This is a genomic window from Streptomyces sp. NPDC014894, from assembly GCF_043080985.1.
In the GTDB taxonomy this organism is placed as follows: domain Bacteria; phylum Actinomycetota; class Actinomycetes; order Streptomycetales; family Streptomycetaceae; genus Streptomyces.
In genome coordinates this window covers 126,580-145,123 of record NZ_JBIBWD010000002.1, presented here as the reverse complement: position 1 = coordinate 145,123, position 18,544 = coordinate 126,580, and the positions used below count along the sequence as shown (strand labels likewise).

The window sequence follows — 18,544 nt, the reverse complement described above, 5'->3', positions numbered from 1 at the left end:
GGGGGTGTGGGTTCAGCGGGGCTCGGGGGCCTCGCGGACCCGGGCCGAGAGCCCGTAGTCGAGTTCGGCGCCGTCCACGAGCAGGGCCTCGACCGTACGGGTGGCGGGGTCGATGTCGGCGACGACGCCCTCCCCCGCGTAGCGCGGGTAGCCGGAGGCCCCGGTCTCGCCCGTGACGGCGACCACGGCCGAGCGGATCGCGACCTCGGAGAGGGTCGCCGCGTCGTGTCCCTCCGCGTGCTCGGGCACGATCAGGACTTCGAAGCGCCGCGCGTCGTGCGTCACCGGGCCGCCTCCGCCCGAGGTCCGCGTCCGGGTACGGGTCCGGAACCGGAACCGGGTCGGGATCCGATGTCGGGTACGGGTACGGCGCCGTACGCGTGTCCGTGCCGGTTCTCGCCGGGGCCGCTCGGGGCACGGTTCCGGGCGCGCGTGCGCGTGCCGCTGTCGGTGGTGCGAGCATCGTCCATGCGCGCGACGCTAGGCACAGAGCGCCCCCTCCGCATCCCGGCCGACGGGGAGCGAGATCCCGCGTACGGGCGCCGAGACGCCGGGAGACGGAGAACCGGGTCCCCGCGGACGCCGACGTCGGCACCGGTGCCGACGCGGACCCCGACGCGCACCCTTCGCTCAGCTCGACTCGCGATGCACGGCCCTCGCTCGCATCAGATCGCGGGTCTCGGGCCGGTCCGCCGGATCGCGCACCACGCGGTCGACGATCTCGGCCAGCAGCCGTCCGGTCACCATGTCGATGTGCACGGTGCTCAGCCGGGGCCGCAGCAGCCTGCCCAGCAGCAGATCGTCCGCGCCGATCACCGCGGTCCGCCCGGGTATGTCGACGCCCTGTTCCTGGAGCGCGCGCATCAGCAGCATGGCGTAGTCGTCGTTGTACGCGTAGACCGCGTCGAGGCCGAGTTCCCGCCAGTCGGCGGCGAGCGCGGCGGCCGACTCCTCGTCGTAGGCCAGCGGCAGCCGTTCGATACGGGCTCCGCCGAGCGCGGCGGCCCGGCGCGCGCCCGCGAGGCGGGGTTCGGCGAAGTGTTCGAGGCCCGGTTCCCAGGGCATGACGACTCCGACGGCCCGTCGTCCGCGCTGGATCAGATGGGTGACGGCGCAGCTGCCGATCTCGCTCTGGTCCATGACCAGGCAGTGCGCGCCCGTCACCGGGCTGGGGGCGAGGCTGATGACGGCCTTCGCGCCGGAGCGCTTGAGGATCTCGACCCCCTGCGGGGTGAGTCCGACCTCGCCGAGCGAGACGACCGCGACGGGTCTCAGCTCGGCCCAGGCCCGGGCCGCCTCGTCGCCGTCGAGGCCGAGGCTGCCGTACTGCACCACCGTGTAGTCCAGGCGTCTGAGCGCCCATTGGAGTTCGCTGAAGAACTGGTGGAACAGCGGGCCGACCGCGAAGGTCCCGGCGGGCAGCAGGACCATCCGGGTGTGTCCGGCCCGCAGACTGCGGGCCGCGGCATGGGGCACATAGCCCAGTTCCTCGGCGGCTTCCCGGACGCGGCGGCGGGTGGGCTCGCTGATGCGCACCGACGACGTGTTGTTGAGCACGTACGAGACGGTGGCCCGGGAAACCCCCGCTAACCGGGCGACATCGGCGCTGGTGGGAACGGGGCGTTCGGCGGATTGCTTGGGTGTCTGGCTCATCGCCCTGGGCATCTTTCCAGAACGATCCGGGGTGCTGATCGCTGGATGGCCGGATCCGATGCCCCTGTTGTTCCGATCTTCGACAGCGCATGCTGGCCGTGGCAGTGCACCGTACCGGAAAGGCTTCGACGTGCAGCTTCACACGACGACATGGGGCGCGGGCGACCGGCTCGCGCTTCTGGTCCACGGCATCATGGCCGACCATCGCACCTGGCGTCGGGTGGGGCCCGCCCTCGCCGCGCGGGGCTATCGGGTGATCGCGGTCGATCTGCGCGGGCACGGGGCGAGCGGGCGCGCCGACTCGTACACCGCGCACGATCACGCGGAGGATCTGGTGGCGTCCCTTCCGGCGGGGGCCGAGCTGGTGATGGGGCATTCGCTCGGCGCGCTGACGCTCTCGCTGGCGGTGGCCGAGCTGGCGCCGGAGCGCGCGGTCTATGTGGACCCCGTCTGGTATCTGCCGGACGGCGAGAAGGGGTACGGCCCGGACGCGTTCGCGGGGGCGAAGGCGCAGACGCGGGAGCGGATACGGGAGACCGCGCCGCGCTGGGAGGACGAGGACGTCGACATCGAGCTGGAGACCCTCGCGGTCTGGGACGAGGCGACGGCGCACGGGCTGATGGGCGTCGTCGGCCGGGATCTGATGCCGGCCGCGCCCGTGGGCCGCTCGCTGGTGGCGCTCGCCGACCCGAGTGTGCTGATCAGCGCCGAACGGGCGGCGGTGCTGCGGGAGCGCGGATTCGAGGTGCGTACGGTCGCGGGCGCCGGACACACGGTGCACCGCGACGACTTCGACGGGTTCATGGCCGCGCTGGAGGGCTGGATCTGATCCCGGAGCGCGCGGGCCGGGGCCGGGGCCGCCGGGCCCGGCCCGCGGGGCATTACCGTGGGACGGTGACGATCTTCTCCGGCGCGTCGGGCGCCTTCGACTCCCCGGGCCGCGGCGGCGCCGCGGCCACCTCCGAGGCCGATCCGGACGCCGTGGGCCCGGTCCGCACCTCGTACGCCCCGGACCAGGACGGCGACCCCGATCCCGGTGAAGTGGTCTGGACATGGGTGCCGTTCGAGGAGAACGACGGCCGCGGCAAGGACCGCCCGGTGCTGATCGTGGCCCGGGAGGCGGCGGGCACGCTGCTCGCCGTGCAGCTCTCCAGCAAGCGCCACGACCGGGACCACGAGTGGGTGCCGATCGGGGTCGGCCCCTGGGACCGGGAGGGGCGCGAGTCCTGGGTCGATCTGGACCGGGTGCTGCGGGTGCACGACAAGGGCATGCGCCGGGAGGCGTGCGCGCTGGACCGGCCCCGCTTCGACGCGGTCGTCCAGCGGCTCCGGGAGCGCTACGGCTGGCGGTAGACGCGCGTCGTACGAATGTCGCCCTCGAGGGGGACACGGTCCGTGACGATCGGTCGCGATTCGTCAGCGACGGCTACGGACGGTCAGCGGGGCGACGGGGCCTGGCCCGGGGTCGCGATCGGGGCCGCCGGTGGTCGGGGGCGCGGATCGGCGGCCCCGGGGGCGACGGGCTCGGGGGCGGGCCCTCCGGGTCCGTGGGGGTGGTCCTCGGGAGCGGGGCCGGCGGCGAAGGGGCCGAGGATCCGCTCGAAGGCGCCGAGCGTGGTCCGCCCCGCCGTACGGTCGAGCACGGCGAACACGACCCGCTCGAAGTGGCCCGCGAAGCGGCCGTCCCCGGTGAGCAGCGCGCGGAAGGCTCCCGCGACGGCCGCCGGGTCGTTGCGGAAGACTCCGCAGCCCCAGGCGCCCAGCACCAGCCGCCGGTAGCCGTGGACGGCCGCCGTCTCCAGCACCCGTTCGGCGCGGACGGCGAGGGCGGCCGGGATCCGGTGCCTCTCCTCCGGGGCGCGCCGGGCGATCACCCCGGCGTTCGGCGCGGGCGAGGTGAGGAAGCCGACGGTGTACGGGGTGTCCAGGAGCGCGCCCCGGTCGTCGCGGAAGACGGGCACGGCGGGTGAGCAGATCACCCGGTCCGAGTAGAACGGGTCGCGGTCGGCGCGGTGGTGTGCGTAGTACTCGGGCGCGCACAGCAGAGTGGTGTAGAGGGCGGAGGCCCGGCACAGCGCCTCTTCCTGGGCCTGCGCGCCGTTGAGATAGCCGCCGCCGGGATTGCGCGCGGAGGCGAAGCTGAGCACGGCGACCGGGTCCGCTCCGGCGCGGGTCAGACGGCGGGCGGCCTGGGTGCTGCTCTCCGGGGTGACCTCGAAGAGGGTGCGGCGGCCGGTGTCCCGGGCGACCTCGAAGAGGCTGCGGCGGCCCGTGTCCCGGGCGACCTCCAAGGCGGTCCGGTGCCCGGTGTCCGGGGCGACGGCCACCGGATCCGGCCCGAACAGCCGAGTTCCGGCCCGGGCGGCGGAGATCTCTCCAGAGATGACTACTTTTCGTCCATTGGTGGCGAGATAGTGACCAGCTTCAACGATTTCCTCGGTCTGCCGGGCGATCCCGCGCAGGCGTGCGCTCATGAGCACATCGTCCGTGACCTGCGAGGGACGCGGCAAACACATTTCGGACGCGGGCCGGGGGCCGCCGCAACCGGGCGGGCGGCGGCGGGCGGCACCCTTGTGCGCGGCGTCGACCCTGGCCTTAGGTTGGCAGAGTGTCTTCGCGAGGCCTTCGAAAGAGGAGCCGCTCATGCACCCACCCGATGCCGGCGACCACGGCCGACCCATCACCGAGGCGGAAGCGGAGGACCTTCTCCGCTGCATCTGCTTCAAGAACGGCCCTCCCGCCACTGTGGGAGTGGAACTGGAATGGCTCATACATGAACGGCACAGCCCCCAGCTGACCCTGTCGGCCGATCGCCTCAGGGCCGCCCACGACCGGGTGCGCACCCTCCCCCTGACCTCGGCTCTCACCTTCGAACCGGGCGGTCAGCTGGAGCTCAGCTCGCGCCCCGCCGCCTCCCTCATGGAGTGCGTGGACTCCGTCGCCGCCGATCTGGACGCGGTGCGCGCGGCGCTCGCGCCGTCGGGTCTCACCCTCGCGGGCATGGGAATCGACCCCTGGCAGCCGCCGCGCCGGATCCTGCGGGAGCCCCGTTACGACGCCATGGAGGCCTACCTCGACCGCACCGGCCCGTCCGGGCGCGTCATGATGTGCAACTCCGCCTCCATCCAGGTGTGCCTGGACGCCGGGGAGCGCGAGCCGGGGCCGCTCGGCCACGGCAGGCGCTGGCAGCTGGCCCATCTGCTGGGCGCGGTGCTGACCGCGGCCTTCGCCAACTCGCCCGCCATGGCCGGCCGGCTGACCGGCTGGCGCTCGACCCGGCAGGCGATCTGGAACGGGCTGGACGCCGTACGCCCTCTCGCGCCGCCGCTGGACCGGGAGCCGAAGGCCGCCTGGGCCGCGCACGCGATGGACGCGCCGGTGATGTTCGTGACGACGGCCAGCGGGCCCTGGGAGCGGCCCGACGGGCTCAGCTTCCGCGCGTGGCTGCGTTCGGGCGCGCCCCGGCCGCCGACCCGGCAGGATCTGGAGCGCCATCTGACGACGCTCTTCCCGCCGGTGCGCCCGCGCGGCCATCTCGAACTGCGCATGATCGACGCGCAGCCGGGCGACGACGGCTGGATGGTCCCGCTCGCGGTGACCACGGCCCTGTTCGACGACCCGGAGGCGGCCGAGACGGTGTACCGGACGGTCAAACCGCTCGCGGAGTACGCCGGGTCGCGGCCCGCGCCCCGCAATCCGCTCTGGCTCGACGCCGCACGGCTCGGGCTGAGCCATCCGGAGCTGCGCGCGGCCGCCGCGGTCTGCTTCGACGTCGCCCTGGAGGCGCTGCCGAGGCTGGGCGCGTCCGGCGCGGTGTGCGAGGCGGTCGCCTCCTTCAACGAACGCCATGTCCTCAGGGGCCGATGTCCCGCCGACGATCTGCTGCTCATACCGTCGCCCGGGCACGGCCGGGGAACACTGGAAAGGGAGCCGGGCACATGAGCGAAGACCTCCGACAGCGCGCCCTCGACTCGCTCACCCGCGCCCGGTCCCGTACCGCCGGGCTCACCGGCTGCGTCGACGACCGGGAGCTGACCGCCCAGCACTCCCCCCTGATGTCCCCGCTCGTCTGGGACCTGGCCCACATCGGCAACCAGGAGGAGCAGTGGCTGCTGCGCACGGTCGGCGGACGGCCCGCCCTGCGCCCCGAGATCGACTCGGTCTACGACGCCTTCGAACACCCCCGCGCCGCCCGGCCCTCCCTGCCGCTGCTCGCCCCGGCCGAGGCGCGCGGCTATGCCTCGGACGTCCGCGGCCGGGTCCTGGACCTGCTGGAGCGCACCCCGCTGGACGGCGGCGGCCGGCTGGTGGACTCGGCGTTCGCGTTCGGCATGATCGCCCAGCATGAGCAGCAGCACGACGAGACGATGCTGATCACACATCAGCTGCGCCGGGGGCCCGCCGCGCTCGGCGCGCCCGAGCCGCCCGGGCCCGGGCCCGACGCGGCGGGGCTGCCCGCCGACGTCCTGATGCCCGGCGGGCCCTTCACCATGGGCACCTCCGCCGAGCCGTGGGCACTGGACAACGAGCGGCCCGCCCACCAGCGGGTGGTCCCGGCGTTCCGCATCGACACCGTGCCGGTGACCTGCGGGGCCTATCTCGCCTTCATGGAGGACGGCGGCTATCGCGATCCCCGCTGGTGGGCCCCGGAGGGATTCGAGCAGATCAGTCAGCACTCCATCACCGCCCCGCTGTTCTGGCGGCGGGAGGGCGGCCAGTGGCTGCGCCGCCGCTTCGGGGTCACCGAACCGGTGCCGGCGGCCGAGCCGGTGCTCCATGTGAGCTGGTACGAGGCCGACGCGTACGCCCGCTGGGCGGGGCGGCGGCTGCCCACCGAGGCCGAGTGGGAGAAGGCCGCCCGCCACGATCCGGAATCGGGCCGCTCCCGCCGCTTCCCCTGGGGGGACGCCGATCCCACCCCCGCCCACGCCAATCTGGGCCAGCGCCATCTGCGCCCGGCCCCGGCGGGCAGCTATCGAGAGGGGCGGTCGCCGCTGGGCGTACGGCAGCTGATCGGCGATGTGTGGGAGTGGACGTCGAGCGACTTCCTGCCCTACCCCGGCTTCGCCGCCTTCCCCTACCGGGAGTACTCGGAGGTGTTCTTCGGGCCCGCGCACAAGGTGCTGCGCGGCGGCTCCTTCGGGGTGGACGCGGTGGCCTGCCGGGGCACCTTCCGGAACTGGGACCTTCCGGTGCGGCGGCAGATCTTCAGCGGATTCCGCACCGCGCGGGACGCCGGTCCCGGGGAGGGGACCGACTGATGTGCCGCCACATCGCCTCCCTCGGGCCGCCCGCGCCCCTCGGCGAGCTGCTGACCGAGCCGGCCCACGGGCTGCTGCGGCAGTCCTGGGCCCCGCGCCGCCAGCGCCACGGCACCGTGAACGCGGACGGGTTCGGCGTGGGCTGGTACGCCGACGGCGATCCCGTGCCCGCGCGCTACCGGCGCGCGGGTCCCGTCTGGGCCGATCTCTCCTTCGCCGATCTGGTCCGGGTCGTCCACAGCCGGGCCCTGCTCGCCGCGGTCCGCGACGCCACCGAGCCCGGCGCGGACGGCGAGGCCGCGGCGGCTCCCTTCGCCTCCGGACCCTGGCTGTTCAGCCACAACGGCGCGGTCGCCGGCTGGCCGGGGTCGATGGCCCCGCTCGCCTCGGCCCTGCCCGCCGCCGAACTGCTCACGCTGGAGGCGCGCAGCGACACGGCGCTGCTGTGGGCGCTGGTGCTGCACCGGCTGCGCGACGGCGACGAGCTGGGCCAGGCGCTCGCCGACACGGTCCGCGAGGTCGCCGCGGCCGCGCCGGGCTCACGGCTGAATCTGCTGCTCACCGACGGCACGACGATCGCGGCGACCGCCTGGGGCGACTCCCTGTGGTCGCTGACCTCGGCGGGCCGCCGGGTCGTGGCGTCGGAGCCGTACGACGACGATCCGCACTGGCGCGAGGTGCCCGACCGCACGCTGCTGGTCGCCACCGGCGCCGATGTTCTTCTCTCTCCGCTCAAGGAGTCCCCTCTGTGAGCCCGTTCCAGCTGACCCGCACCCTGCCCGAGGACGCCACCGGCGCCGCGCTGCGCGCCGATGTGCTCCAGGGGCTCACCCGCACACCCAAGGAGCTGCCGCCGAAATGGTTCTACGACGCCCGGGGCAGTGAGCTGTTCGAGGAGATCACCCGGCTGCCGGAGTACTACCCGACGCGGGCGGAGCGGGAGATCCTGATCGCCCGCGCCGCGGAGATCGCCGCCGCGACCGGGCCCCGCACCCTGGTGGAGCTGGGCTCGGGCTCCTCCGAGAAGACCCGGCACCTACTGGACGCGCTGCCGGATCTGCACAGCTATGTCCCGGTCGATGTGAGCGAGAGCGCCCTGCGGGGCGCGGCCGGGGCGCTGCTCGGGGTCCGTCCCGGGCTGCACATCCACGCTCTGATCGCGGATTTCACCCGGGGGCTGGCGCTGCCGGGGACTCCGGGGCCCCGGCTGATCGTGTTCCTCGGCGGGACCATCGGCAATCTGCTGCCGGCGGAGCGCGCGCTGTTCCTGCGCTCGGTGCGGTCGCTGCTCCGGCCCGGGGACGCGCTGCTGCTGGGGACCGATCTGGTGAAGGACGAGGGGGTGCTGGTCCGGGCGTACGACGACGCGTCGGGCGTGACCGCCGAGTTCAATAGGAATGTCCTGAATGTTCTGGCACGGGAGCTGGGCGCGGACGTCGATCCCGCCGATTTCGACCATGTGGCGCTCTGGGACCGGGAGCACGAGTGGATCGAGATGCGGCTGCGCGCCCGCCGGGCTCTGACCGTGAAGATCCCCGAACTGGATCTGGCGGCGCCCTTCGACCGGGGTGAGGAGCTGCGGACGGAGGTGTCGGCGAAGTTCCGCCGGGAGGGGGTGGGCGAGGAGCTGGCCCGCGCCGGGATGGAGCTCTCCCGGTGGTGGACGGACACGGAGGGCAGGTTCGCGCTCTCGCTGGCGACGCCCGCCCCCTGACGGAGGACGGACGCGCCGGTCCGCCGGAGCGCTGCGAACGGCCCGGCGGTCGGTCCGCCGCGCGCAGCGGACGGACGCGCACAGCGGACGGACGCGCCGGTCCGGGGCCCTCGCGGGTCCGGACCGGCGCGGTCGGCGGTCGGCTTCGGCTGGTGATTGCCCATTGCCGACTGTCGGCTTCGGCTCTCGGCTCAGCCGTGCGAGAGAAGCGCGGCGATACGGTCGGACGCCTCCTGCCCCGCGCGCTTGGCGTCGCCGCCCACCAGCACCTTCGTCATGAAGGGCTTGATGGGGTTGTCGACCTCGACATCGGCCCACTTCGGGGAGTTGGGGGTGGCCCGGCTGCCCTCGGCGGCCGCGCCCGCCGCCATCGCGGCGGTGGACTCCTGCCCCTTGATGACATGGGCGAGGGACTTCTTGTTGGGCACGTAGTTCATCGTCCGGGCGAGATCGGTCTGCCAGCGCTCGCCCGCCAGCGCCTTGACGACCTCGGTCGCCGCCCCGCGCTCCTCCGACCGCTCCGGGATGATCAGGTCGGAGCCGCCGGTGAAGACCGCTCCGGCCTTGTCAGCCGTTTTGCCCGGAATGGTGAAGTAGCCGAGCTTGCCCTTGAGCTGGGGGTTGGTCTTCTCGATGACGGCCGCCGTGCCGGGCGTCGCGATGATCTGGGCGATATCGCCCTTGGCGAAGACGTCGACCAGCGGCGGCTTCTGCTCGTCCGCGTCCTTGGGGCCGTTGCCGTGGGACTGGAGTTCCTTGTAGAAGGACATGGCGCGCAGGGCGGCGTCGGTGTGGAGCCTGCCCTCCCAGTCGCCGCCGCGCTCGACGGCGAGGTCGCCGCCCTCGTCCCAGATGAAGCCGGCCAGGCTGTACCAGTCCTGCCCGGCGAGGTAGATGCCCTGGGTGCCGTCGGTGTTGAGGCTCTCCGAGAGGTCGAGCCACTCCTGGCGGGTCTTCGGGAGCTTGGTGACGCCGGCGTCCTTGAAGATGTCCTTGTTGTAGACGACGACGCGGTTGGCGGCGTACCAGGGTATGCCGAACTGGGAGCCGTTGATGTTGCCCGGCTCGGCGAGACCCTCCAGCCACTCCTCGCCGCCGAGGTCGCGCACCGATTCGAGGGTGAGGTCGACCAGCGCGTCGCTCTCGGCGTACTGGGCGACCTGGGTGTTGCCGACCTCGATGACGTCCGGGGTCTTCTCCTCGCCCTTGCCCTCCAGGGCGGCGGTGACCTTCTTCCCGATACCGGTCCAGGAGTGGAAGCTGAACTCCAGCTTCACCGAGGGATGGTCCTTCTCGTACTCCTTGGCGAAGCGGTCGAGGAAGTCCTGGGAGACGCTCTCCTGCATGAGCCATACCCGCACGGTGCGCGTGTCGGTACCGGTGCCCGGTATCAGCCCGCATCCGGAGGTGAGCGCGAGCGCGCACACGAGTGCGACGGAGGACGGGAGCGGACGGCGGATTTTCACAGCGTTCACCTTCGAGGGCATGGAAACGTGTACCCGATGGGGGGAAGCGCGCTCCAGGCTCGCACGGGTGTGGCTGGATTTTGGTATGTACCAATGTGCCGGTCAAGCCCTATACCGACACCTCGCGCACTGCCTCCTGGTGGGGCACGGTGGAGAGCGTGTGGAGAGAGTGTAGCGAGAGGAGTACGACCACATGTCCAATCACACGTATCGAGTCACTGAGATTGTCGGCACATCTCCCGATGGAGTGGATCAAGCCATTCGCAATGGCATCAGCCGAGCGCACCAGACCCTGCGGGGACTCGACTGGTTCGAGGTCACCCAGGTCCGCGGCAGCATCGCCGACGGACGGGTCGAGCACTACCAGGTCGGGCTGAAGGTCGGTTTCCGACTGGAGGACGGCGGCTGACGGGCCGTACGCGCGCCGCACCGCCCCCGGCCCCGCCCGCCCGGCCGGGCCCCGGCTCACCCGGCCGGCCCAGGCGGGCGGCCGGGAATCCCGGCGGCCCCGGGGCGTTGCAACGGAAGTGACCTCACGTCTCGCGGCGACGCCGCTCTCCGTGCTCGACCGGTCCCGCACCCGCGAGGGGTACGACGGGCCGACGGCCCTGCGCGACACCGTCCGGTTCGCCCGGCGGATCGAGCGGCTCGGGTACCGCAGATTCTGGGTCTCCGAGCACCACGGCGTGCCCGGGGTCGCGGGCTCCGCGCCCACCGTGCTCGCGGCCGCCGTCGCGGCGGCGACCTCGCGGATCCGGGTCGGCACCGGCGGGGTGATGCTGCCCAACCATCAGCCGATGGTGGTGGCGGAGCAGTTCGGAGTGCTCGCCTCGCTCTTCCCCGGGCGGATCGACATGGGTCTCGGCCGCTCGGTCGGCTTCACCGAGCCGATCCGCCGGGCGCTGGGCCGGGACGCCTCGGACGCGGAGGCCTTCGAGGAGCGCCTCGCCGAGCTGCTCGGCTTCTTCCGGGTCGAGGAGGAGCACGGCCAGGAGGACGCTCCCCCGGGCGTCCGCGCCCACCCCGCAGACGGGCTGCGCGTCCCGGCGTACGTCCTGGCCACCGGCGAGGGCGCGGACATCGCCGCCCGGGCCGGGCTGCCGCTGGTCATCGCCGCGGTCCGGGGCCGGGACCGGATGCTGGCGGCCGTCGAGCGCTACCGCCGGGACTTCTCCCCCTCGCCCGCGTCGCAGCGGCCGTACGTGATCCTTTCGAGCACGGTCGCCGTCGGGGCCACCGAGGAGGAGGCGCGCCGGCTGCTCGTCTCCGAGGCCTGGTCGCTGGCGTACTCCCGTGTCCACGGGGTCTTCCCCCCGCTGCTCCCGGCCGAGCGGGTCGAGTCGCTGACGATGACGGCGCGCGAGCGGACGTTCTACGAGTCGGCCATGGAGGGTCATGTCGCCGGGACCGGGGAGCGGGTGGCGCTGGAGCTGGAGTCGCTGCTCGGGGAGAGCGCGGCGGACGAGATCCTGATCACGACGAGCGCGTACGACCGTGACGCGCTGCTGGACTCCTACCAGGAGCTGGCCCGGATCGCCGGGGCGGACGGCGCCGCCCTGACCCCCGACGAACCCCCGACCGGCGCCGACACCTAGAATTGTCCGATATGCACAGCCCTCATGACCCTTATGTTCGCGTCCGTGACGCCCGGGAGCACAATCTTCGCGGCGTCGACGTGGACATTCCGCGTGACGCGCTGGTCGTCTTCACCGGCGTCTCGGGGTCGGGGAAGTCCTCGCTCGCCTTCGGCACCGTCTACGCCGAGGCCCAGCGGCGCTACTTCGAGTCCGTCGCGCCCTACGCCCGTCGGCTCATCCACCAGGTGGGCGCGCCGGCGGTGGGCGAGATCTCGGGGCTGCCGCCCGCGGTCTCGCTGGAACAGCGCCGTTCGTCGCCCTCCTCGCGCTCCTCGGTCGGCACGGTCACCACGCTCTCCAACTCGCTGCGGATGCTGTTCTCCCGGGCGGGCGACTATCCGGCGGGCGCGCCCCGGCTGGACTCGGACGCCTTCTCGCCGAACACGGCCGCCGGGGCCTGTCCCGCCTGTCACGGTCTGGGCCGGGTGCACCGCACGGACGAGGAGCTGCTCGTACCCGATCCCTCGCTGTCGATCCGGGAGGGCGCGATCGCGGCCTGGCCCGGAGCCTGGCAGGGCAAGAACCTCCGCGATGTGCTGGACGCGCTGGGGTACGACGTGGACCGGCCCTGGCGCGAGCTGGACCGGCGGGAGCGGGAGTGGATCCTGTTCACGGACGAGCGGCCGGTGGTCACGGTGGAGCCGGTGCGGGAGGCGGGCCGGATCCAGCGGCCGTACCAGGGCACGTATCAGAGCGCCCGCCGGTATGTGCTGCACACCTTCGCCGATTCTAAGAGTCCGGCGCTGCGGGCCAGGGCCGAGCGCTTTCTGACCAGCGAGCCGTGTCCGTCCTGCGGCGGCGGCAGGCTGCGGGCCGAATCCCTGGCGGTGACCTTCGCGGGCCGTACGATCGCGGCGCTGGCGGCGCTGCCGCTGACCGAGCTGGCGCGGCTGCTGCCGGCGGCGGGCGGGGACGAGACCGCCCGGGTGCTGACCGGGGATCTGCTGGCGCGGATCGAGACGGTCGTCGAGCTGGGCCTCGGCTATCTCAGTCTCGACCGGGCGACGCCCACCCTCTCCAGCGGGGAGCTTCAGCGGCTGCGGCTCGCCACCCAGCTGCGCTCGGGGCTGTTCGGGGTCGTGTACGTCCTGGACGAGCCGTCGGCCGGGCTGCACCCGGCGGACACCGAGGCGCTGCTGGTGGTCCTGGAGCGGCTGAAGGCCGCGGGGAACTCGGTGTTCGTGGTGGAGCACCATCTGGAGGTGATGCGGGCCGCCGACTGGATCGTCGATGTGGGGCCGCTCGCGGGCGAGCACGGCGGCCGGGTGCTGCACTCCGGTCCGGTGGCGGGGCTCGCGGAGGTGGCGGAGTCGGCGACGCGGCGGTTTCTCTTCGACCGCTCCCCCGCGCCCGGACGCGCGGTGCGCGAGCCCGCCGGCTGGCTGGAGGTCGGTCCGGTCACCCGGCACAGTCTGCGCGGGGTGACGGCGCGGCTGCCGCTGGGGGCGCTGACGGCCGTCACCGGGGTCTCGGGGTCGGGAAAGTCGACCCTGGTCGGGGCCATCACCGCGCAATCACCCGGCGTACAAAGACTGGTGACGGTGGATCAGAAACCGATCGGGCGTACGCCCCGGCCCAATCTCGCCACCTATACCGGCCTGTTCGACGTGGTGCGGAGGCTGTTCAGCGACACCGGCGAGGCGAGGGAGCGGGGTTACCGGGCGGGCCGGTTCTCGTTCAATGTGGCGGGCGGCCGGTGCGAGACCTGTCAGGGCGAGGGCTTCGTCACCGTCGAGCTGCTCTTTCTGCCCAGTACGTACGCGCCGTGCCCCGAGTGCCGGGGCGCCCGCTACAACCCCTCGACGCTGGAGGTCCGTTACCGGGGTCTGGACATCGCCGGGGTGCTGGATCTGACGGTCGAGTCGGCGGCCGCGTTCTTCGCCGACGTCCCGGCGGCGGCCCGCAGCCTCGGCGCGCTGCTCGACGTGGGGCTGGGCCATCTGCGTCTCGGGCAGCCCGCGACCGAGCTGTCCGGCGGCGAGGCGCAGCGGATCAAGCTGGCGGCGGAGCTTCAGCGGGTGCGCCGCGACCACACGCTGTACGTCCTGGACGAGCCGACGGCAGGTCTGCACCCCGCCGACACCGAGGTGCTGATGAGGCAGTTGAACGGTCTGGTCGACGCCGGTCATTCGGTGGTGGTCGTGGAGCACGACATGGACGTGGTCGCGGGGGCCGACTGGGTGATCGATCTTGGCCCCGGCGGCGGGGACGAGGGCGGACGCGTCGTCGCGGCGGGCGTCCCGGCCGAGGTGGCCTCGGCGGCGGGGAGCCGTACGGCGCCGTTTCTGGCGTCCGCCCTCGGACGCGGTCAGGCGTAGGTGTAGAAGGGGGTGTGGTCCAGCATGCTCTGCGGCGTGGTGTTGGGCCAGGGCGGCATGGTCTCGTTCAGGTCGATCACATCGACCGTGCCCCCGGCGGGGAGGTACTCGGCGCTGGTCGGGTGGAGCGCGTGCCAGTCGGCCCAGAGCTTGTCGACGAACGCGTGGTGCAGCCAGAAGACCGGGTCGTTGGGAGAGACGCTCGACTCCATCTGGCCCCAGACCCAGGTGTGCACCCGGTTGTGCATGCTCATGTACGCGGCCGTGCCCTCCAGCGTGGAGCGGAAGCCCGCCGAGCCGTCGCGGAAGGGCGCGGAGTCGTAGGTGGGGATGGCGAGGGCGGCGTCGACCTCGGCCCGGGACGGGAGGGTGGGGACGCGGTAGGCCAGATTGCGGGCGAGGAACGGCCGGCTGTCGACCTGGATGTTGATGGGCCACTTGCCGGCGGAGTACGCGAAGGGGCCGTCCATCACCTGGTCGTCCAGGGGGCGTCCGGTGCCGCCGAGGAGGTCCGGCGCCCAGACCGAGGAGGCGACGGTGTTGTCGGCGGTCCAGTCCCAGTAGGGGATGGAGACCGAGGGGTCGATCTTCTGCAGCTCGTCCTCGAAGTCGATGAGGAACTTGCGGTGCCAGGGCAGGAACGAGGGGCCGAAGTGGCCCACGTAGATCCCGGTGTTCATGTCCAGCGCGAAGCGGAGGCGGTGGGCGGCGACGAACTCGTCGTACACGCCGATGCGCTTCACCTCCAGGACGGCGTCGGTGAAGGCCTTCTTCTCGGCGGCCGTGAGATTCGCCTGGTTCTTGCGTACGGTCATGGCGACTGCTGCTCCCGGCTCAGGCGGTGGGGGTGAAGGGGACGACGGAGGCGCCCTTGAGGGAGGTGACCGCGGTGCGCGCGGCGTCGAGCGGGGTCGCGAACCGCTCGTAGTGGTTGATCGCGCTGCTCCAGCCGCTCTTCTCGTGGTGCATCACGTGAAGCTCGCGGCCGTCGATCAGTACGCGGTAGGGGGCGTGGCCGCCGTGCGCGCCGTGACCGGAGTGGGCCTTGGCCCCGGTGACGGGCTGTCCCTGGATACGGCGGCCCTGGAAGACCTCGTCGAAGGACCCGGGTTCGCCGTTGCCGCCGGGCGGCGCGGCCTTGTTCTCGGCCTCGGCCGGTGCGGTGTCCGCCCAGGCGGTGGCCACACCGGCGAGCGCCACGCCCGCGGCGGCGCCGGTGACGGCTCCCACGGCCTGACGGCGGGTGATTCTGGACATGACGGATAACCCCCAGAAAGGATGGCTGGAGGCGGCCCCGGATTCGGAAGGACCGCCTTGGCCATGCCTACACGGAGGGTGATGACTCGTGTAGGGGTGTCCGTTCGGTTGGCTGTCATACGGACATGTCCTGGCGGGCCGGGCGCGGGCCGGCGTCTTCGATCTTGCTCCGCGGGAGCGATCGCTCGCCCCGGAAGAGGAGATTCCCTTGCGGATGTGCCCCTCGCGTGAAGATCTTTCGGAACTCCGCACACCACGACGTGGTGCGTGTAGGACACAAATATGACCGGAAATCGAGGCAACCACTTGTCGGGTACACCCGATTCGCCGGTTCCCCGGCCCGGCGGGCGCGGGGGCCTCCCGCGGCCGCCGGCCATCGCCCGGCCTCGTGGCGCGTACCGCCCGACCTGGCGTTTCCTCCCGCCGGGCCCGGTGATTCGTACGGGTCGGCCCGGTGATTCGTACGGCCGGGCCGGCGTTTCCCTCCGCCCGGCCGGCGGTTCCCGGCGCTCGGCCTTGCGGTGCGTACGGCCCCGCGCGTCGGTTTCTACCGCTTGGCCTTGCGGTTCGCCCGCAGCCACTCCTTGTTCATGGCGGCGATGGACGGCAGCGGAATGCCCTTGGGGCAGGCCGTGGCGCACTCGCCGGTCAGGGTGCAGCCGCCGAAGCCCTCCGCGTCCATGGTCGCCACCATGTCGAGCACCCGGGTCTCGCGCTCGGGCGCGCCCTGCGGCAGCACATTGAGGTGATTGATCTTCGCCGAGGTGAAGAGCATCGCCGAGCCGTTGGGGCAGGCCGCCACACAGGCTCCGCAGCCGATGCACTCCGCGTGCTCGAAGGCGAAGTCGGCGTCCGGCTTGGGCACGGGGGTGGCGTGCGCCTCGGGCGCCGCGCCGGTCGGGACGCTGACATAGCCGCCGGACTGGATGATCCGGTCGAACGAGGACCGGTCGACCACCAGATCCTTGACCACCGGGAAGGCGGCGGCCCGCCACGGCTCGACGTCGATGGTGTCGCCGTCCTCGAAGGAACGCATGTGGAGCTGGCAGGTGGTGGTGCGCTCGGGGCCGTGCGCGTCGCCGTTGATGACCAGGCTGCACGCTCCGCAGATGCCCTCGCGGCAGTCGTGGTCGAAGGCCACCGGGTCCTCACCGCGCAGGATCAGCTCCTCGTTGAGGGTGTCGAGCATCTCCAGGAACGACATGTCCGGGGAGATCCCGTCGACCTCGTAGGTCGCCATCGTGCCGGACGCGGTGGCGTCGCGCTGACGCCAGACGCGCAGTTTGAGCTTCATGCGTAGCTCCGCTGAGTGGGGTGGACGTACTCGAAGACCAGTTCTTCCTTGTGCAGGACGGGAGCGGCGCCGGTCGCGGTGAACTCCCAGGCGGCGGCGTAGCCGAACTCCTCGTCCCGGCGGGCGGCCTCGCCGTCCGGGGTCTGGGACTCCTCGCGGAAGTGCCCTCCGCAGGACTCGGCGCGGTGCAGCGCGTCCAGGCACATCAGCTCGGCGAGTTCCAGATAGTCGACGATGCGGTTGGCCTTCTCCAGCGACTGGTTGAACTCCTCGCCGGTGCCGGGGACCTTGATCCGCCGCCAGAACTCCTCACGGATCTCCGGAATCCGGCCGAGCGCCTTGCGCAGGCCCTCCTCGGTGCGGGCCATGCCGCAGAACTCCCACATGAGTTCGCCCAGCTCGCGGTGGAAGGAGTCCGGGGTGCGGTCTCCGTCGACGGCGAGCAGCAGCCGCAGCCGGTCCTCGGTCTCCGCGAGCACCTCGGCGACCGCGGGGTGGGAGGCGTCGGGCCGGTCGCTGAGCGGGGCCCGGGCCAGATAGTCGTTGATCGTGGACGGCAGTACGAAGTAGCCGTCGCCCAGTCCCTGCATCAGCGCGGACGCGCCCAGGCGGTTGGCCCCGTGGTCGGAGAAGTTGGCCTCGCCGATGGCGAAGAGGCCGGGGACGGTGGTCTGGAGGTCGTAGTCCACCCAGAGGCCGCCCATGGTGTAGTGCACGGCGGGGTAGATCCGCATCGGGACCTCGTACGGGTTCTCCGCGGTGATCCGCTCGTACATGTCGAAGAGGTTGCCGTACTTCTCCTCGACCTTCTCCCGGCCCATCCGCCGGATGGCGTCGGCGAAGTCGAGATAGACGCCCTGTCCGCCGGGGCCCACGCCGCGGCCCTCGTCGCAGACGTTCTTCGCGGCGCGGGAGGCGATGTCGCGGGGGACGAGATTGCCGAAGGCGGGGTAGATGCGCTCCAGGTAGTAGTCGCGCTCGTCCTCGGGGATCTCGTTCGCGGGCCGCCGGTCGCCGTGGGCCTTGGGGACCCAGATCCGCCCGTCGTTGCGGAGCGACTCGCTCATCAGCGTCAGCTTCGACTGGTGGTCGCCGGTGCGCGGGATGCAGGTGGGGTGGATCTGGGTGAAGCAGGGATTGGCCATGTGCGCGCCGCGCCGGTGGGCGCGCCAGATGGCGGTGGCGTTGGAGTTCATGGCGTTGGTCGACAGATAGAAGACATTGCCGTAGCCGCCGGTCGCCAGCACCACCGCGTCGGCGAAGTGGCTGGTGATCTCGCCGGTGACCAGGTCGCGGGCGACGATCCCGCGGGCCCGTCCGTCGATCACGATCAGATCGAGCATCTCGGTGCGGGCGTGCAGGTTGACCGTGCCCGCCGCTATCTGCCGGGAGAGCGCCTGATACGCGCCGAGGAGCAGCTGCTGTCCGGTCTGGCCCCGGGCGTAGAAGGTGCGGGAGACCTGGACGCCGCCGAAGGAGCGGGTGTCGAGGAGTCCGCCGTACTCCCGGGCGAAGGGCACGCCCTGGGCCACGCACTGGTCGATGATCTCCACGGAGATCTGGGCGAGCCGGTGCACATTGGACTCGCGGGCGCGGAAGTCGCCGCCCTTGACCGTGTCGTAGAAGAGGCGGTGGATCGAGTCGCCGTCGTTGCGGTAGTTCTTGGCGGCGTTGATGCCGCCCTGGGCGGCGATGGAGTGGGCGCGGCGCGGGGAGTCCTGGTAGCAGAACTGCTCGACGTGGTAGCCCTGCTCGCCGAGGGTCGCCCCGGCCGCGCCGCCCGCGAGGCCGGTGCCGACGACGATGACGGTGTGCTTGCGCCGGTTGGCCGGGTTGACGAGCTTGGCCTCGAAGCGCCGGCGGTCCCAGCGTTCGGCGATCGGCCCCTCGGGGGCCTTGGTGTCGGCGATCGGCTCGCCGGTCTCGTACTGCGCGAAGCTCATA

At 72.4% G+C, this 18,544-nt stretch carries 17 protein-coding genes; 9 read left to right on the top strand and 8 right to left on the bottom strand.

Features of this window, described 5'->3' with window-relative positions; genetic code table 11:
• Positions 1-12 precede the first annotated feature (12 nt).
• The gene (locus tag ACF089_RS04760; RefSeq protein ID WP_392021860.1) at positions 13-285 is read right to left on the bottom strand and encodes a hypothetical protein; all 273 of its coding nucleotides are present in this window, start codon (positions 283-285) and stop codon (positions 13-15) included.
• A gap of 345 nt (positions 286-630) precedes the next feature.
• Positions 631-1,653 carry a LacI family DNA-binding transcriptional regulator gene (locus tag ACF089_RS04755; protein WP_392021857.1) on the bottom strand — a complete coding sequence of 341 codons (1,023 nt, stop codon included), beginning with the start codon at positions 1,651-1,653 and terminating at the stop codon, positions 631-633.
• Positions 1,654-1,783: 130 nt separating this feature from the next.
• Here ACF089_RS04755 and ACF089_RS04750 point away from each other — a divergent pair, with 130 nt between their 5' ends.
• Positions 1,784-2,482, top strand: a complete 699-nt coding sequence (locus ACF089_RS04750) for an alpha/beta fold hydrolase (RefSeq protein ID WP_392021855.1) — start codon at positions 1,784-1,786, stop codon at positions 2,480-2,482.
• 65 nt (positions 2,483-2,547) lie between these two features.
• Positions 2,548-3,006 carry a type II toxin-antitoxin system PemK/MazF family toxin gene (locus tag ACF089_RS04745; RefSeq protein ID WP_392021853.1) on the top strand — a complete coding sequence of 153 codons (459 nt, stop codon included), beginning with the start codon at positions 2,548-2,550 and terminating at the stop codon, positions 3,004-3,006.
• A gap of 83 nt (positions 3,007-3,089) precedes the next feature.
• On the opposite strand, the gene ACF089_RS04740 is transcribed toward ACF089_RS04745, so the two are convergent.
• Complete coding sequence (locus ACF089_RS04740) at positions 3,090-4,127, bottom strand: TIGR02452 family protein (RefSeq protein WP_392021850.1); 1,038 nt, start codon at positions 4,125-4,127, stop codon at positions 3,090-3,092.
• A 169-nt stretch (positions 4,128-4,296) separates the two neighbouring features.
• On the opposite strand from ACF089_RS04740, the gene egtA reads away from it, so the two are divergent.
• From egtA to egtD, 4 genes are read left to right on the top strand one after another with little or no spacing between them, the layout of a single operon-like run.
• A complete protein-coding gene (egtA, locus tag ACF089_RS04735; protein ID WP_392021848.1) occupies positions 4,297-5,595 on the top strand; it encodes an ergothioneine biosynthesis glutamate--cysteine ligase EgtA in 1,299 nt (432 codons plus the stop codon).
• Entirely contained in the window at positions 5,592-6,914 is a 1,323-nt protein-coding gene (gene egtB, locus ACF089_RS04730) for an ergothioneine biosynthesis protein EgtB (RefSeq protein WP_392021845.1), read from the top strand. The genes egtA and egtB overlap by 4 nt, the downstream gene beginning before the upstream one ends.
• Positions 6,914-7,666 carry an ergothioneine biosynthesis protein EgtC gene (egtC, locus tag ACF089_RS04725; RefSeq protein ID WP_392021842.1) on the top strand — a complete coding sequence of 251 codons (753 nt, stop codon included), beginning with the start codon at positions 6,914-6,916 and terminating at the stop codon, positions 7,664-7,666. The genes egtB and egtC overlap by 1 nt, the downstream gene beginning before the upstream one ends.
• Positions 7,663-8,628, top strand: a complete 966-nt coding sequence (egtD, locus tag ACF089_RS04720; RefSeq protein ID WP_392021839.1) for an L-histidine N(alpha)-methyltransferase — start codon at positions 7,663-7,665, stop codon at positions 8,626-8,628. The genes egtC and egtD overlap by 4 nt, the downstream gene beginning before the upstream one ends.
• Positions 8,629-8,819: 191 nt before the next feature.
• Here the strand turns inward: egtD and ACF089_RS04715 are convergent, their stop codons facing one another.
• Complete coding sequence (locus ACF089_RS04715) at positions 8,820-10,115, bottom strand: extracellular solute-binding protein (RefSeq protein WP_392021836.1); 1,296 nt, start codon at positions 10,113-10,115, stop codon at positions 8,820-8,822.
• Positions 10,116-10,287: 172 nt separating this feature from the next.
• Here ACF089_RS04715 and ACF089_RS04710 point away from each other — a divergent pair, with 172 nt between their 5' ends.
• From ACF089_RS04710 to ACF089_RS04700, 3 genes are all read left to right on the top strand, one after another.
• Positions 10,288-10,503, top strand: a complete 216-nt coding sequence (locus ACF089_RS04710; RefSeq protein WP_392021834.1) for a dodecin — start codon at positions 10,288-10,290, stop codon at positions 10,501-10,503.
• 118 nt (positions 10,504-10,621) lie between these two features.
• Complete coding sequence (locus ACF089_RS04705) at positions 10,622-11,689, top strand: MsnO8 family LLM class oxidoreductase (RefSeq protein ID WP_392021833.1); 1,068 nt, start codon at positions 10,622-10,624, stop codon at positions 11,687-11,689.
• An 11-nt stretch (positions 11,690-11,700) separates the two neighbouring features.
• Positions 11,701-14,049, top strand: a complete 2,349-nt coding sequence (locus tag ACF089_RS04700; protein WP_392021830.1) for an ATP-binding cassette domain-containing protein — start codon at positions 11,701-11,703, stop codon at positions 14,047-14,049.
• Here ACF089_RS04700 and ACF089_RS04695 read toward each other — a convergent pair.
• The 4 genes from ACF089_RS04695 to ACF089_RS04680 form a co-directional block, all read right to left on the bottom strand.
• Positions 14,040-14,864 carry a tyrosinase family protein gene (locus tag ACF089_RS04695; protein WP_392021827.1) on the bottom strand — a complete coding sequence of 275 codons (825 nt, stop codon included), beginning with the start codon at positions 14,862-14,864 and terminating at the stop codon, positions 14,040-14,042. The two genes, ACF089_RS04700 and ACF089_RS04695, sit on opposite strands and share 10 nt — an antisense overlap.
• 19 nt (positions 14,865-14,883) lie before the next feature.
• The gene (locus ACF089_RS04690) at positions 14,884-15,306 is read right to left on the bottom strand and encodes a tyrosinase cofactor (protein ID WP_392021825.1); all 423 of its coding nucleotides are present in this window, start codon (positions 15,304-15,306) and stop codon (positions 14,884-14,886) included.
• 547 nt (positions 15,307-15,853) lie between these two features.
• Positions 15,854-16,600, bottom strand: a complete 747-nt coding sequence (locus ACF089_RS04685; RefSeq protein ID WP_392021823.1) for a succinate dehydrogenase/fumarate reductase iron-sulfur subunit — start codon at positions 16,598-16,600, stop codon at positions 15,854-15,856.
• Entirely contained in the window at positions 16,597-18,543 is a 1,947-nt protein-coding gene (locus ACF089_RS04680; RefSeq protein WP_392021820.1) for a fumarate reductase/succinate dehydrogenase flavoprotein subunit, read from the bottom strand. The genes ACF089_RS04685 and ACF089_RS04680 overlap by 4 nt, the downstream gene beginning before the upstream one ends.
• Position 18,544 lies beyond the last annotated feature (1 nt).

Coding starts and splice junctions, on each gene's coding strand:
- ACF089_RS04755 (WP_392021857.1), bottom strand. CDS start 1,653: ATGAGCCAGACACCCAAGCAATCCGCCGAACGCCCCGTTCCCACCAGC.
- ACF089_RS04740 (WP_392021850.1), bottom strand. CDS start 4,127: ATGAGCGCACGCCTGCGCGGGATCGCCCGGCAGACCGAGGAAATCGTT.
- egtA (WP_392021848.1), top strand. CDS start 4,297: ATGCACCCACCCGATGCCGGCGACCACGGCCGACCCATCACCGAGGCG.
- egtB (WP_392021845.1), top strand. CDS start 5,592: ATGAGCGAAGACCTCCGACAGCGCGCCCTCGACTCGCTCACCCGCGCC.
- egtC (WP_392021842.1), top strand. CDS start 6,914: ATGTGCCGCCACATCGCCTCCCTCGGGCCGCCCGCGCCCCTCGGCGAG.
- ACF089_RS04715 (WP_392021836.1), bottom strand. CDS start 10,115: ATGCCCTCGAAGGTGAACGCTGTGAAAATCCGCCGTCCGCTCCCGTCC.
- ACF089_RS04710 (WP_392021834.1), top strand. CDS start 10,288: ATGTCCAATCACACGTATCGAGTCACTGAGATTGTCGGCACATCTCCC.
- ACF089_RS04700 (WP_392021830.1), top strand. CDS start 11,701: ATGCACAGCCCTCATGACCCTTATGTTCGCGTCCGTGACGCCCGGGAG.
- ACF089_RS04695 (WP_392021827.1), bottom strand. CDS start 14,864: ATGACCGTACGCAAGAACCAGGCGAATCTCACGGCCGCCGAGAAGAAG.
- ACF089_RS04690 (WP_392021825.1), bottom strand. CDS start 15,306: ATGTCCAGAATCACCCGCCGTCAGGCCGTGGGAGCCGTCACCGGCGCC.
- ACF089_RS04685 (WP_392021823.1), bottom strand. CDS start 16,600: ATGAAGCTCAAACTGCGCGTCTGGCGTCAGCGCGACGCCACCGCGTCC.
- ACF089_RS04680 (WP_392021820.1), bottom strand. CDS start 18,543: ATGAGCTTCGCGCAGTACGAGACCGGCGAGCCGATCGCCGACACCAAG.